The following is a 14,378-nucleotide window of genomic DNA, read 5'->3' on the forward strand; positions in this document are numbered from 1 at the left end:
CCCACCGCCGCCGTTGCCATCGCGCGGACCGGCTGGCGGACCGGGGGCAGCGGGGGGTCCGTGAAGGCGATGAGCGGGGAGTCGTCGAAGCCGACCACCGAGACGTCCTCGGGGACGCGCAGCCCCCGCTCGCGGGCGGCGCGGATGACGCCGAGGGCCATCATGTCGCTGGCGCAGACCACACCCGTGCAGCCCCGGTCCAGGAGGGCGCCGCCCGCCGCGTGGCCGCCCTCGACGGTGAACAGGGTGCGCTGGACCAGCCCTTCCTCCGCCGCCCCCGGCCGCGCGGCCAGGAACCCCTGCTCCTTGCGCGCCGAGGGGACGTACCGGGTCGGCCCGATGGCGAGCCCGATGCGCCGGTGCCCGAGTTCCTCCAGGTGCCGTACGGCCATCTCCGCCGCCGCCCGGTCGTCCGGGGAGACGAAGGGGGCGCTGATGGCCTCGTTGAAGCCGTTGATCAGTACGAACGGCAGCCCGCGCGACGAGAGCCGCTGGTAGCGCGCCGGGTCGGCCGACGAGTCCGCGTGCAGCCCGGACAGGAAGACGATGCCGGTGACCCCCCGTTCCTCCAGCTGCTCGACCAGTTCGTCCTCGGTCGCGCCGCCCGGGGTCTGGGTGCACAGCACGGGCGTGTACCCCTGCCCGGCCAGGGCCTGCTCGATGACCTGCGCGAACGCCGGAAAGATGGGGTTGGTCAGCTCGGGGATCAGCAGCCCGACCAGACCGTTGCTGCGCCGCTTCAGCCGTACCGGCCGCTCGTAGCCGAGCAGGTCCATGGCGGCCAGCACCCGGTGCCGGGTGCCGGCCGCCACGCCCGCCTTGCCGTTGAGGACGCGGCTGACCGTCGCCTCGCTGACCTGGGCCTGCGAGGCGATGTCCGTCAGCCGCAGCGGGGAACTCACCCCTGCCACCACACCGCCGTGTCACCGGGAAGGACCTCGGGGTCGACGACCGGACCGCTCGCCAGCAGCACCGCACCCGTCCCGGGCGCCCCGGGTATCCGCACCGCGTCCCCCGTCGTGTTGGCCGCGCACACGAAGCCGCCCCGGCGGAACATCAGTACCCCTTCCGGGGCGTCCAGCCACTCCACGGCGTCCCCGGCGCCCAGGTCGGCGTGCTCGCGCCGGATCCGCAGGGCGGTGCGGTACAGCTCCAGCGTGGAGCCCGCGTCCCCGGTCTGCGCCTCGACGCTCAGCCCGGCCCATTCCTCCGGCTGCGGGAGCCAGCTGCCGCCGGTCCCGAAGCCGTACGGGGCCGCGTCGCCGGACCACGGGAGCGGGACGCGGCATCCGTCGCGCAGCCCGTCCTGCCCGTTCGCCTTGAAGAACGAGGGGTCCTGGCGCACCTCGTCCGGAAGGTCGGTGACCTCGGGCAGTCCGAGCTCCTCGCCCTGGTAGACGTACGCCGACCCGGGCAGTGCCAGCATCAGCAGTGCCGCCGCCCGCGCCCGGTCCAGGCTGCCGAAGCGGGTCCGGTGGCGGACCACGTCGTGGTTGGACAGCACCCAGGTCGTCGGGGCGCCCACGGGCCGCATGGCGTCGAGCGACGCGTCGATAGTGGCGCGCAGCGCGGCCGCGTCCCAGCCGGTGGTCAGGTAGTGGAAGTTGAACGCCTGGTGCAGCTCGTCGTGGCGTACGTAGAGGGCGGTGCGTTCGACGTTGGGGGCCCAGGCCTCGGCGACGCCGATGCGGTCGCCGGCGTACTCGTCGAGGACGGTGCGCCACTTGCGGTAGATCTCGTGGACGCCGTCCTGGTCGAAGAAGGGGAGCACCTGGTTGCCGAGCAGCTTGAGCTGCTCGTCGCGCCCGAGGTCGGGCAGTCCGGCGGCCTTGACCAGCCCGTGCGCGACGTCGATCCGGAAGCCGTCCACGCCCAGGTCGAGCCAGAACCGCAGCACGGACCGGAACTCGTCCTGTACCGCCGCGTGCTCCCAGTTGAAGTCGGGCTGCTCGGGGGCGAACAGGTGCAGGTACCACTCGCCGTCCTCGACCCGGGTCCACGCCGGCCCGCCGAAGATGGACTCCCAGTCGTTCGGCGGCTGCTCGCCCGACTCCCCCTTGCCCGGCCGGAAGTGGAAGCGTTCGCGCAGCGGGGATCCCGGGCCCTCCCGCAGCGCCTGCTTGAACCATTCGTGCTGGTCGGAGCAGTGGTTGGGGACGAGGTCGACGATGATCCGCAGGCCCAGGGCGTGGGCTTCGCGGATCACGGCGTCGGCGTCGTGCAGGGTGCCGAACATGGGGTCGATGGCCCGGTAGTCGGCGACGTCGTAGCCGGCGTCGGCCTGCGGGGAGGCGTAGAAGGGGCTGAGCCACACGGCGTCGACACCCAGGTCGCGGAGGTAGGGCAGTCGGCTGCGGATGCCTTCGAGGTCCCCCATGCCGTCCCCGTTGGAGTCGGCGAAGCTGCGCGGATAGACCTGGTAGATCACCGCGTCTCTCCACCAGCCGGGCTGGGTCCCGGTCGGGGTGGGGAGTGCGTCGGCGAGGTGCTGGGTCATGGTGTCCTTGAGAGATCGGGCCGGTACCGGAAAGCGGAAGGCGAGCGCCGGGTGGTCAGCCCTTGGTGGCGCCCGCCGTCATACCGGCGACGAGGTGACGCTGGGCGAAGAGGAAGAAGACCGCCGCCGGGATCGCGATGAGGACGGATGCCGCGCTCATGGCGCCCCAGTTGGAGGTGTACTGCGTGACGAAGGTCTGCAGGCCGCCCGCGAGGGTGAGGTTCTCCTCGCCGACCATGAAGGCGGAGGCGTACGCGACCTCGCCCCAGGCGGTGATGAAGGCGTAGAAGCCGGTCACGGCGAGGCCGGGCTTGGCGAGCGGCAGGATCAGGCGCCAGAAGGTGCCGAAGGGGTTGAGCCCGTCGACGCGGCCGGATTCGTCGATCTCGACCGGGATGGTGTCGAAGAAGCCCTTCATCATCCAGGCGCAGAACGGCACGGCGATGGTGAGGTACGTGATGATCAGGCCGAGCGGCTGGTTGAGCAGCCCGAGCTCTCCCATCAGGTTGTAGAGCGGGACGATGAGGATGGCCATCGGGAACATCTGCGTGATGAGCAGGGTCCACATCAGCGGCTTCATGCCCGGGAACTTGAAGCGGCTGACCGCGTATCCGGTGGTGGCGGCGATGAACACGCCGAGCACGGTGGTGACGCCGGCGACGAGCACGGAGTTCCAGAACCAGCTGAGGAAGTGGCTGTCCTCCAGCAGGTAGGAGTAGTTCGAGAGGGTGGGTTCCTTCACGAAGTCCGTGGTGATGGCGTACTTGGCCGGCTTGAGCGAGGTCAGCAGGATCCACAGCACGGGGAAGACGGCGATGACGGACGCGACGGCGAGCGTGGCGTGCAGTCCGAAGGAGGCGAGCGGGGAGCGGCTGCCGCGCGGGCGCGCCGCCCGCGTCGAGGCGTTCTCGTCGGTGGTCACGGTCACCACACCTCTCCCTGCTTGCGCAGCGAGCGCCGGTAGACCAGCGCGAAGATCATGAGCAGGCCGAGGATCAGCACGCCCCAGGTCGCGGAGCCGGCGAAGTCGCGCGGGCTGGCGATGAAGGCCTCGCGGAAGGCCTGGGTCACCAGGATCTCGGTGGAGTCGCCGGGGCCGCCCCGCGTCAGCAGGAAGATCACCGGGAACATGTTGAAGGTCCAGATGGTGGAGAGCAGGATCACCGTCATGCTCACGGCGCGCAGTCCGGGCAGGGTGATGTGCCGGAAGCGCTGCCAGGGGCCGGCGCCGTCCATCTCGGCGGCTTCGTAGAGCTCGCCGGGGATGGACTGGAGGCCGCCGAGGAGGGCGACCATCATGAAGGGGATGCCGAGCCAGACGTTGACGGCGATGACGGAGAGCTTGGCCCAGGTGGGGTCGTCGAGCCACGGGACGGCGGAGATGCCGCCGCCGTCGAGGACCTTGTTGAGGATGCCGTTGTCGCGGTTGAAGAGGAACCGCCAGGCGAAGACGGAGACGAAGCCGGGCACGGCCCAGGGCAGGATGAGTGCCATGCGGTAGGCGGCGCGGCCCCGGAACTGCCGGTTGAGCATGGTGGCCAGGGTGAGGCCGAGGACGAAGGTGACGGAGACGCAGGCGACGGTCCACACCACCGTCCACACCAGCCGCTGCCAGAAGACGGGGTCGCCGAGGACCGCCGTGTAGTTGTCGAGCCCGACGAACTCGTACGTGGCGTCGATGTGGCGCACGCCGATGGTGCGGGCGACGTTGCGCTCGTTGGCGTTCGTCAGCGACAGGTAGACGCCGCGTACGAGCGGCCAGCCCACGATCACGCCGAGGACGAGCACGACCGGGGCGGTCATGGCCCAGGCGTACCAGTGCGTGGCGAGGGCGCGGCGGAGGCCGCCGCGCGGGCTTCCGGCGTTCTTGGCAGTCGTGCGGCTGGGGCCGCGGGCGGCGAGGGTCGTCTCGCCGTCCGCGGCCTTCGCCACCGACCGGCTGGTGTCAGCAGCCATCGTCCGTACTACTTCCAGCCCTTGAGGATCTTGCGGAACTCGGCGCCGGCCGCCTTGGCCGCGTCCTCGGGGGTCGAGGCGCCGGTGACGGCCTTGGTGTACTCGACCTTCAGCGGCTCGAAGAGGGAGCCGTTCTCCGGGATCCAGGCGCGCTCGACGGCCTTGTCGACGGCCGGCTTGAAGAACTGGACCATCTCGCTGTTCTTGACGTCCGCCTGCTCGTAGGCGGCGGTGCGCGTGGGCAGCAGGCTCAGGTCCTTGGCGGACTGGACCTGGACCTCCTGGGAGGTCATGTACTCGACGAAGGCGTGTGCGGCGGCGGTGTTCTTGGAGCCGGCGTAGACGGCGAGGTCGTGGCCGCCCTGCGGGGCGCCGGCCTTGGCGGAGCCGGCCGGGACGGGGGCGACGCCGAGGTTGGACTTGTCCTTGAACTGGTCGCCCGCGTAGCTGTCCGCGACGGCCCAGGGGCCGTTGATCATCATCGCGACCTCCCCGGACTTGAAGGCGGTCTGCATGTTGGTCCAGCCGTCGGTGGCGTTGGTGACCGCCGCGCCGGAGGTGATCAGGTCGCGGGCGGCCTTGAAGCCCTTGACGCCGGCCGCGTTGTCGACGGTGACCGTCTTGGTCTTGGCGTCGACGAGGTCGCCGCCCTCGCCGTAGATGAAGGGCAGGAACCAGTAGGAGTCGTCGCCGCGCAGGTAGAGGCCGGTCTTGCCGGTCTTGGCCTTGATGGCGGTGGCGGCGGCCTTCAGCTCCTCAAGGGTCTTGGGGGGCTGGACGCCGGCGTCGGCGAGCATCTTCTTGTTGTAGAAGAGGCCGAGGGAGTCGATGACCTGCGGGACGGCGTAGGTCTTGCCCTCGAACTTGCCGCTGGCCGCGGCCTGCGGCAGGAACTCGGCGTCGATCTTCTTCGCGGTGTCGGCGGGGACCTCGTCGAGGTAGCCGAGGGAGGCGAAGTCGGCGACCCAGCCGACGTCGGCGCGGATCACGTCGGGGGCGTCGGCGCCGCTGCTGAAGGCGTTCTTGACCTTGTTCTGGGCGTCGCCGTAGGGCACGTTGACGTATTTGACCGTCACCTTCGGGTGCTTCGCGGTGAACGCCTCGGCGATCTTCTGGAAGCTCGCCTTCTCGGCGTCGTTCGAGGTGTCCCACCAGGTGACGGTGCCGGACAGCTCGCCGCCGGCCTTCTGCCCACCGTCGTCCTTGGTGTCACCGCCGCAAGCCGTCGCCGCGAGCGCCAGGGTCGCGACCAGCGCGGTGGCCGCTATGCCACGCCGCATATGAACTCCTTCGATGATCCCGGCCGCGCCCTCGCGGTCCCGAGTTGCGAGGAACGTAACAAGCCTGAAAGCCGACGGAAAGACCTTGCGGCAATTTTCTGCAAGCGGAGGCGATCGTTACATCCGTGTGTCCCTACGGTTGCCGCAGCTTGCTGTTAGTTCGAGTCCCCTTCGACCGCACGGGCCCGCAACCACGGGGCGTGTACGCGCGTTGACTGCGGTATGAACCACGAGTTGACGGCCGTCCCGCTTGCAAGAGCTTCCAGCAACGCTTTCAGCGGTGCTCCCGGCGACCCGGCCGTGAGCGGCGCCTGGTGGCGCGATGCCGTCATCTACCAGGTGTACGTGCGCTCCTTCGCGGACAGCGACGGCGACGGCGTCGGGGACCTGCGCGGGGTGCGCGAGCGGCTGCCGCACCTTGCCCGGCTCGGGGTGGACGCCGTGTGGCTGACCCCCTTCTACGTGTCCCCGCAGGCGGACGGCGGCTACGACGTCGCCGACTACCGGGCCGTCGACCCCCTCTTCGGGGACCTCGCCGACGCCGACGACCTGGTCCGGGCCGCGCACGCGCTCGGCCTGCGGGTGATCGTCGACGTGGTGCCGAACCACACCTCCGAGGCCCACCCCTGGTTCCGGGAGGCCCTCGCCGGCGTGCCCGGCGCCCGCGAGCGGTACCTGTTCCGCCCGGGGCGGGGCGCGGACGGGGAGCTGCCGCCCAACGACTGGGAGTCCGTCTTCGGCGGCCCGGCCTGGACCCGGGTACCGGACGGCGACTGGTACCTGCACCTCTTCGCCCCCGAGCAGCCCGATCTGGACTGGGAGCACCCGGAGGTCGCGGCGGAGTTCGAGTCGGTGCTGCGCTTCTGGCTCGACCTGGGCGTCGACGGCTTCCGGGTGGACGTGGCCCACGGCATGGTCAAGGCCCCGGGCCTGCCCGACATCGGCCGGGGCGCGCAGGCCACCCTGATCGGCACCGAGCCGCTCCCCTTCTTCGACCAGGACGGGGTGCACGCCATCCACCGCTCCTGGCGGCGGCTGCTCGACTCGTACGGGGACGGGCGGATCGGGGTCGCCGAGGCGTGGGCGCCGACCTCGGAGCGGCTCGCGCTGTACGTGCGGCCCGACGAGCTGCACCAGGCCTTCAACTTCCGGTTCCTGAACTGCCCCTGGGACCCGGCGGCGATGCGGACCGTGATCGACGAGTCCCTGGCCGCGACCGCCTCGGTGGGCGCCCCGACGACCTGGGTGCTGTCCAACCACGACGTCGTGCGGCACGTCACCCGGTACGGGGGCGGGGCGCGGGGCCTGGCCCGGGCGCGGGCGGCGGCGCTGCTGATGCTGGCGCTGCCCGGGTCGGCGTACGTCTACCAGGGCGAGGAACTCGGCCTGCCGGAGGTCACCGACCTCCCGGACGCGGCCCGCCGGGACCCGGCGTTCCGCCGGTCCCCTGCGGGGGGCCGCGGGGGAGCCGGCGGGGCCGGGGCCGGGGGGGCGGGTGCCGCGGAGGCCGGAGCCGGGGCCGTTGAGGTCGGGGCCGGCGGAGCCGAGGGGCAGGACGGGCTGCGGGACGGGTGTCGGGTGCCGCTGCCCTGGGCCGGCGAGGAGGCCCCGTACGGCTTCGGCCCCGGCGGCAGCTGGCTGCCGCAGCCCGCCGACTGGGCGGGGCTGAGCGTCGCCGCGCAGACCGGCGACCCGCACTCGACGCTGGAGCTGTACCGCGCCGCCCTGGAGCTGCGCCGGGCCATGCCGGGGCTGGGCGCGCCGGAGTCGGGGCAGGGCGGGTGCCGCGAGGAGTGGCCCGGGGCGGGGGCGGGACCGGCGGTGTTCGCACGCGGGATGCGCTGGCGGCCCGCGCCCGACGGGGTCCTCCTCTTCACCCGCCCCGGCTTCGCCTGCACCCTGAACACCCGGCCCACCGCCGTGGAGCTGCCCTCTCCCGGCCGGCCGGTGCTCTCCAGCGCCCCGGTGGAGACCGACGGCCGCACCGTCCGGCTTCCCCCCGATTCCTGCACGTGGTGGGCGATGTGAGCCGGCTACCGGTACAGTCCAGTGCCGTGACCGCACGGCTAGCCGACATCGCAGCCCAGGCGGGGGTCAGCGAAGCCACAGTCAGCCGCGTGCTCAACGGCAAGCCCGGTGTGGCCGCCGGCACCCGTGAGTCCGTGCTGGCCGCGCTCGACGTGCTCGGCTACGAGCGGCCCGTGCGGCTGCGGCAGCGCAGCGCCGGGCTCGTCGGGCTGATAACCCCCGAGCTGGACAACCCCATCTTCCCGGCGCTCGCGCAGGTCATCGGGCAGGCGCTGACCCGGCAGGGGTACACCCCGGTGCTGGCGACGCAGACGCCCGGCGGGTCCACCGAGGACGAGCTGACCGAGATGCTGGTGGACCGGGGGGTCTCCGGGATCATCTTCGTCTCGGGGCTGCACGCCGACACCACCGCCGACATGGGCCGCTACGACCAACTCCGGGCGCAGGGCGTCCCGTACGTCCTCATCAACGGTTTCTCCGACAAGGTGCGGGCCCCCTTCGTCTCCCCCGACGACCGGGCCGCGATGCAGCTCGCCGTGACCCACCTGACGGCGCTGGGGCACACCCGGATCGGCCTCGCGGTCGGCCCGAAGCGGTTCGTGCCGGTGCTCCGCAAGATCGAGGGGTTCCGGGCCGCGATGCGGGACCGGCTCGGGCTCGGCGAGGCCGAGGTGGAGGAGCTGATCCAGCACTCCCTGTACACCCTGGAGGGCGGCCAGGCCGCGGCGGCCGCGCTCGTGGGGCGGGGCTGTACGGCGGTGGTCTGCGCGAGCGACATGATGGCGCTCGGTGCGATCCGGGCCGCCCGGCAGCAGGGGCTGCGGGTGCCGCAGGACGTGTCGGTGGTCGGCTTCGACGACTCCCCACTCATAGCGTTCACCGATCCGCCGCTGACCACCATCCGGCAGCCGGTGCAGGCGATGGGTCAGGCGGCGGTACGGACCCTGCTGGAGGAGATCGGCGGTACGCCGGCCCCGCACAGCGAGTTCGTGTTCCTGCCCGAGCTGGTGGTCCGGGGCTCGACGGCCTCGGGGCCGGCGCAGCGGCGCACCCCTTAGCCCCTGGATACCGCCCGGTACCCCCTAGGGGTTACCGGGTAGTCCCCCGGGTTGAGAAGGGGCGGGGAAGACCGTCCCGAGGGATGATCGGAGGCGGTAACGCATCTGGCAGACTCTCTGCCCATGGGTGAAGCGAGCGTGAAGACACTGGAAACCCGGACGGACGTCTCGTCACCCACTGTGACGGAGCACGGGACCCGGCCGGAGCCGGACGCTGCGCTGCTGACCCGGCTGCGGGCCCCGCGGCGGCCGCGGATCTGGTTCGAGGTCCTGCTGATCGCCGTCAGCTACTGGACGTACTCGCTGATCCGCAACGCCGTGCCCGAGCAGAAGGCGGCCGCGCTCGCGAACGCCGACTGGATCTGGTCCGTGGAGCGCGGGCTCGGCATCGCCGTGGAGCAGTCCGTCAACCACGCCGTGAACTCGGTGACGTGGCTGGTCGTCGGGATGAACTACTACTACGCGACGCTGCACTTCATCGTGACGATCGGCGTGCTGGTGTGGATCTACCGCTTCCATCCCGGGCGCTACGCCGCCACCCGCCTCGTCCTCTTCGCCACCACGGGCGTCGCCCTGGTCGGCTACTACCTCTACCCGCTCGCGCCGCCCCGGCTGATGAACGGGGGGCACTTCGTCGACACCGTGCTGGTGCACCACACCTGGGGTTCCATGGCCTCGGGGAACCTGAAGCACATGTCGAACCAGTACGCGGCGATGCCGTCCATGCACATAGGGTGGTCGCTCTGGTGCGGGCTGACGATCTTCGCGGTGGCCTCGGCACCGTGGGCGCGGCTCCTGGGGCTGCTGTACCCGGCGGCGACCCTGGTCGTGATCGTGGCCACCGCCAACCACTTCTGGCTCGACGCCGTCGGTGGCGTGCTCTGCCTGGCCTTCGGGTACGCGGTGTCCCGCGCCTGGTACGGATCGCTGCCGCACCGGCTGCCGCGCCGGCCGGTGCACACCGGTCCGCACCCGGCGTCGGATCTGCTGAACCGCTTCCGCCGGGCCTGACGGGGGCCGGCGCCTGGAGCCCGGCCGGCGCGGTGAGGACGGTGTCGGCGGCGGGCATGCGTTCACCTCCATTCATTGCAATGAACCCACGAGCCGTCCTTGCGTTCACTTTAGATCCACTGCAACGATTCACCTCGCTTGACCAGCCCATACGCCCCATCCTGCGCAGATCTGATTGCCGGACCACTGAACGACGCATAGCTTTCCCGTGTCGCGAACGAACCGGACGGATCAGGAAGCGGGGCATTCCCATGCGCATCGTGCTGGGTGAATTCATCAGCCTGGACGGCGTCATCCAGGCACCGGGCGGCCCGGAGGAGGACACCGACGGGGGCTTCGCCCACGGCGGGTGGACGCATCCGTTCTTCGACCCGGAGGTGATGGGCGGCGCGCTGGCCGAGTGGGCCGCCGCCACGGACGCCCTGCTGTTCGGGCGCCGCACCTGGCAGGCCATGGCCGCGGCGTGGCCGGAGCGGGCGGGCGACCCCTTCGCCGACCACATGAACGGCGTCGCCAAGTACGTCGTGTCGGGCACGCTCGGCGAGGCCGACCTGACGTGGAACAACACCACGCTCATCCCGGCCGGCGAGGCCCTCGCGCAGATCCGCAAGCTCCGCGAGGCCGAGGGCCGCGACCTGGTGGTCATGGGCAGCGCCTCGCTGGCCCGGACCCTGCTGACCGAGGACCTGGTCGACGAACTCCGGCTGATGACCATGCCGGTGGTCCTCGGCGGCGGCAAGCGGCTCTTCCCGGACGACGGCGTGCTCCGCACGTTCGACCTGGCCGCCACGGTCACCACCACCACCGGCGTCCACGTCTCCACCTACCGCCGGCCGACGACGTAACCCCGCCCGGGCCGGCCGGTCCGCTCGTCCCCCCGCGCCACCGCGACGGGCCGTTGCCGGATGCCGGTGCGACAGCCTGCTCACCGGTCAGTGGCTACGCCCCGTAGAACAGTTCGTCCACCACCGCGCGGGCGCGGCGGGTGGTGCGGCGGTAGTCGTCCAGCATTTCGCCGACCCTGCCCTCCGGGTAGCCCAGGTAGCGGCCGACGGCGGCCAGTTCGCGGGCGTCCGAGGGGAAGGTGTCGCCGGCGCGGCCGCGGACCAGCATGACGGCGTTGCGGACGCGGGTGGCGAGGACCCAGGCCTCGTCGAGGACCTGCGCCTCCTCCGCCGGGAGCAGCCCGGCGGAGTGGGCGGCGGCCAGGGCCTGGCGGGTGCGGGTGGTGCGCAGGCCCGGCTCGGCCCAGGCGTGCTGCATCTGGAGCAGCTGGACGGTCCACTCGACGTCGCTGAGCCCGCCGCGGCCGAGCTTGGCGTGCAGGGTGGGGTCGGCGCCGCGCGGCAGGCGTTCGGACTCCATGCGGGCCTTGAGCCGGCGGATCTCGCGGACCGCGTCCTCGCCGAGGCCTTCGACGGGGTAGCGCAGCGGGTCGATCAGTTCGATGAAGCGGTCGCCGAGGTCGATGTCGCCCGCGACGGGCTCGGCGCGCAGCAGGGCCTGGCTCTCCCAGGTCAGGGACCAGCGCCGGTAGTAGGCGGCGTACGAGGAGAGGGTGCGTACGAGGGGGCCGGAGCGGCCCTCGGGGCGCAGGTCGGCGTCGATGAGGAGCGGCGGGTCGGCGGTGGGGAGTTGGAGCAGCCTGCGCATTTCGGCGATGACCGTCTGGGCGGCCTTGGCGGCCTCCTGTTCGTCGACGCCTTCGCGGGGTTCGTGGACGAAGAGGACGTCGGCGTCGGAGCCGTAGCCCAGCTCGTGCCCGCCGAAGCGGCCGACGCCGATGACGGCGAAGCGGGTGGGGAGGGTCTCGCCCCAGTGGTCGCGCACGGCGGCGCGCAGGGCACCGGCGATGGTGGCGGCGGTGAGGTCGGAGACGGCGTCGCCGACCCGGTCGACGAGGGCACCGCAGTCCTTCTCGGCGGGGCTGTCCTCGGTGCCGTAGGAGGCGATGATGTCGGCGGCGGCGGTGCGGAACAGCTCGCGGCGGCGGACCCCGCGGGCGGCGGCGACGGCCGCTTCGCCGCTGTCGGCGCGGCCTACGGCGGAGAGCACCTCCTGTTCGAGGGCCTCGTGCGTACGGGGCTGGAGGCCTTCGGGGTCGCCGAGCAGGGCGACGGCCTCGGGGGCGCGCATCAGCAGGTCGGGGGCGAGACGGCCGGCGGAGAGCACGCGGGCGAGGTTCTCCGCGGCGGCGCCCTCGTCGCGCAGCAGGCGCAGGTACCAGGGGGTCTTGCCGAGGGCGTCGGAGACCTTGCGGAAGCCGAGCAGTCCGGCGTCCGGGTCGGCGGAGTCCGCGAACCAGCCGAGGAGGACGGGCAGCAGGGTGCGCTGGATGGCGGCCTTGCGGCTGACGCCGGAGGAGAGGGCCTCCAGGTGGCGCAGGGCGGAGGCGGGGTCGGCGTAGCCGAGGGCTTCGAGGCGTTGGCCGGCGGCGCGCGGGGAGAGCCGGGTCTCGCCGGGGGCGAGCTGGGCGACGGCGTCGAGCAGCGGCCGGTAGAAGAGCTTCTCGTGGAGGCGGCGCACGACGGAGGCGTGCCTGCGCCAGGCCTTGTTGAGCTCGGCGACGGGTTCCGTGCGCAGGCCCAGGGAGCGGCCGAGGCGGCGCAGGTCGGCCTCGTCCTCGGGGACGAGGTGGGTGCGGCGCAGCCGGTAGAGCTGGATGCGGTGCTCCATGGCGCGCAGGAAGCGGTACGCGTCGTGCAGCTGGGCGGCGTCGGCGCGGCCGACGTAGCCGCCGGCGGCGAGGGCGTGGAGGGCGTCGAGGGTGGTGCCGGAGTGCAGGGTGGCGTCGCTGCGGCCGTGGACGAGCTGGAGCAGCTGGACGGCGAACTCGACGTCGCGCAGGCCGCCGGGGCCGAGCTTGAGTTCCCGGTCGACCTGGGCGGCGGGGATGTTGTCGACGACGCGGCGGCGCATCTTCTGGACGTCGGCGACGAAGTTCTCGCGTTCGGCGGCCTGCCAGACGAGGGGGGTTATGGCGGCGACGTACTGGGCCCCGAGGTCGGGGTCGCCGGCGACGGCGCGGGCCTTGAGCAGGGCCTGGAACTCCCAGGTCTTGGCCCAGCGCTGGTAGTAGGCGAGGTGGGAGGAGAGGGTGCGCACGAGGGGGCCGTTGCGGCCCTCGGGGCGGAGGTTGGCGTCGACGGGCCAGATGCTGCCCTCGACGGTGGTCTCGGAGCAGATCCGCATGAGGTGGGAGGCGAGGCGGGTGGCGGCCTGGAGCGCCTTGTGCTCCTCGGCGCCGGGGACGGCCTCGCCGACGAAGATCACGTCGACGTCGGAGACGTAGTTGAGCTCGTTGCCCCCGCACTTGCCCATGGCGATGACGGCGAGGCGGCACCGGGCGGCGTCCTCGGGGGCGGCGGCGGTCGCCATGCGCAGGGCCGCGCGGAGGGTGGCGGTGGCGAGGTCGGCGAGCTCGGCGGCGGTCTGGGCGACGTCGGTGGTGCCGCAGACGTCGCGGGCGGCGATGGAGAGCAGGCAGCGGCGGTAGGCGACGCGCAGGGCGACGGGGTCGTGGGCGTCGGCGAGGCCCTGCTCGAACTCGGCGAGGCCGGGGTGCAGGTCGGCGGCCTCGTAGGTGACGAGGGCCTGCCAGTCGCGGGGGTGGCGGGCGAGGTGGTCGGCGAGGGCCTCGGAGGCGCCGAGCACGCCGAGGAGGCGGTCGCGCAGGGGCTTGGCGCTGACGAGGGTGTCGAGGAGCAGGGGCAGGTCCTCGGGGGTCTGGGCCTCGGCGAGGCGCACCAGTCCGCGCAGGGCGAGGTCGGGGTCGGCGGTGGCGCCGAGGGCGTCGAGGAGGACCGGGTCGGCGCGTACGGAGGCCAGCGCGTCGGCGTCGAGGAGCCGGGCGGCGTGCGTGGGGTCGGTGAACCCGCTGCGCAGCAGCCTGATGAAGGTGCTGCTCCTGCGTCCCGGGACTGTCATCCCGCCGCCTCCCGAGGTGCGTCGCTGCCGTCTGGCCCAGGGGCGAGCCTAGCCGGAGCAGGCGTTCGACTCACCGGTCACCGTGGCCGATATCATGAGGCGGATTATCGGATTATCTGCTTACTTGTTAGATCTATGTCCGAGGGGCCCGGTCCCCGCCCGACCGGCCGCGAGGAGCCCCCATGTCCGACGGACCCGCCGGCTCCGCCGCGACCTCCCCTTCCTCACGGCAGCCCGACCCGTCCTCGATCCCCGCTGCACGCGTCCCCCAGCAGCGGGGCACCCCTGCGGGGGGCTCCGGCCCCGAAGCCCCCGGCGCGGACGCGCCGGAGCCGGCCAAGCCGCGCACCGCGGGCCCGAAGGCACCCGTGGCCGAGCCCGCCAAGCCGCGTACCGCGGGCCCGAAGGCACCCGTGGCCGAGCCCGCCGGGCCGCGCGCCGCCGCGGAGGCGGGAGACCCCGGCCGGGCTCCCGCCGGGAGCAGCCCGGACGACGCCCCCGGCGCGGACGCGCCCGAGCCCCGTCTCCCGGCCCCTGCAGCCGGCGCCGCCGGGCCGCGCGAGGAGGCCGACACCACTCCGGGCGCGCCCGCCGGCGCATCCGTTCCCGCCCCGGCGGAAA

General features: G+C 72.7%; 10 protein-coding genes and 1 pseudogene. 5 read left to right on the plus strand and 6 right to left on the minus strand.

Translation table 11 applies throughout. From position 1 onward, the window contains the following. The 5 genes from SSNG_RS10355 to SSNG_RS10375 form a co-directional block, all read right to left on the minus strand. On the minus strand, positions 1-911 hold a 911-nt coding region (locus SSNG_RS10355), incomplete at its 3' end, for a LacI family DNA-binding transcriptional regulator (protein ID WP_241695019.1). After that, positions 899-2,497, minus strand: a complete 1,599-nt coding sequence (locus tag SSNG_RS10360; RefSeq protein WP_007263773.1) for a glycoside hydrolase family 13 protein — start codon at positions 2,495-2,497, stop codon at positions 899-901. The genes SSNG_RS10360 and SSNG_RS10355, both read right to left, overlap by 13 nt. A gap of 55 nt (positions 2,498-2,552) precedes the next feature. After that, positions 2,553-3,425, minus strand: coding sequence for a carbohydrate ABC transporter permease (locus SSNG_RS10365; RefSeq protein WP_007263774.1), 873 nt, complete (start codon positions 3,423-3,425; stop codon positions 2,553-2,555). Continuing rightward, a complete protein-coding gene (locus SSNG_RS10370; protein WP_042800838.1) occupies positions 3,422-4,453 on the minus strand; it encodes a sugar ABC transporter permease in 1,032 nt (343 codons plus the stop codon). The genes SSNG_RS10365 and SSNG_RS10370 overlap by 4 nt, the downstream gene beginning before the upstream one ends. An 8-nt stretch (positions 4,454-4,461) precedes the next feature. Beyond that, the gene (locus SSNG_RS10375) at positions 4,462-5,733 is read right to left on the minus strand and encodes an extracellular solute-binding protein (protein WP_007263776.1); all 1,272 of its coding nucleotides are present in this window, start codon (positions 5,731-5,733) and stop codon (positions 4,462-4,464) included. A 222-nt stretch (positions 5,734-5,955) separates the two neighbouring features. Between SSNG_RS10375 and SSNG_RS10380 the strand changes: the two genes are divergently transcribed. From SSNG_RS10380 to SSNG_RS10395, 4 genes are all read left to right on the plus strand, one after another. Beyond that, positions 5,956-7,761 carry a glycoside hydrolase family 13 protein gene (locus SSNG_RS10380; RefSeq protein ID WP_128636914.1) on the plus strand — a complete coding sequence of 602 codons (1,806 nt, stop codon included), beginning with the start codon at positions 5,956-5,958 and terminating at the stop codon, positions 7,759-7,761. Positions 7,762-7,787: 26 nt separating this feature from the next. Continuing rightward, entirely contained in the window at positions 7,788-8,819 is a 1,032-nt protein-coding gene (locus SSNG_RS10385; protein WP_042800839.1) for a LacI family DNA-binding transcriptional regulator, read from the plus strand. A gap of 123 nt (positions 8,820-8,942) precedes the next feature. Continuing rightward, positions 8,943-9,830, plus strand: coding sequence for a phosphatase PAP2 family protein (locus tag SSNG_RS10390; protein WP_050779588.1), 888 nt, complete (start codon positions 8,943-8,945; stop codon positions 9,828-9,830). A gap of 251 nt (positions 9,831-10,081) precedes the next feature. Next, positions 10,082-10,675 (plus strand): dihydrofolate reductase family protein, encoded by a 594-nt coding sequence (locus SSNG_RS10395; RefSeq protein ID WP_007263780.1) that lies wholly within the window; start codon positions 10,082-10,084, stop codon positions 10,673-10,675. A gap of 94 nt (positions 10,676-10,769) precedes the next feature. Here SSNG_RS10395 and SSNG_RS10400 read toward each other — a convergent pair whose 3' ends face one another. Further along, positions 10,770-13,757 (minus strand): bifunctional [glutamine synthetase] adenylyltransferase/[glutamine synthetase]-adenylyl-L-tyrosine phosphorylase, encoded by a 2,988-nt coding sequence (locus tag SSNG_RS10400; protein WP_007263781.1) that lies wholly within the window; start codon positions 13,755-13,757, stop codon positions 10,770-10,772. 182 nt (positions 13,758-13,939) lie between these two features. Between SSNG_RS10400 and SSNG_RS41995 the strand changes: the two are divergent. After that, positions 13,940-14,378, plus strand: a pseudogene (locus tag SSNG_RS41995) (hypothetical protein); the annotation flags it as partial.

Origin of the sequence: Streptomyces sp. C, assembly GCF_000158895.1 — a bacterium.
Classification (GTDB): Bacteria; Actinomycetota; Actinomycetes; order Streptomycetales; family Streptomycetaceae; genus Streptomyces; species Streptomyces racemochromogenes.

What these genes read in the sequence shown, in the direction of transcription:
- SSNG_RS10360 (WP_007263773.1), bottom strand. Translation starts at nt 2,497, where the DNA reads ATGACCCAGCACCTCGCCGACGCACTCCCCACCCCGACCGGGACCCAG.
- SSNG_RS10370 (WP_042800838.1), bottom strand. Translation starts at nt 4,453, where the DNA reads ATGGCTGCTGACACCAGCCGGTCGGTGGCGAAGGCCGCGGACGGCGAG.
- SSNG_RS10375 (WP_007263776.1), bottom strand. Translation starts at nt 5,733, where the DNA reads ATGCGGCGTGGCATAGCGGCCACCGCGCTGGTCGCGACCCTGGCGCTC.
- SSNG_RS10380 (WP_128636914.1), top strand. Translation starts at nt 5,956, where the DNA reads ATGAACCACGAGTTGACGGCCGTCCCGCTTGCAAGAGCTTCCAGCAAC.
- SSNG_RS10390 (WP_050779588.1), top strand. Translation starts at nt 8,943, where the DNA reads ATGGGTGAAGCGAGCGTGAAGACACTGGAAACCCGGACGGACGTCTCG.
- SSNG_RS10395 (WP_007263780.1), top strand. Translation starts at nt 10,082, where the DNA reads ATGCGCATCGTGCTGGGTGAATTCATCAGCCTGGACGGCGTCATCCAG.
- SSNG_RS10400 (WP_007263781.1), bottom strand. Translation starts at nt 13,757, where the DNA reads ATGACAGTCCCGGGACGCAGGAGCAGCACCTTCATCAGGCTGCTGCGC.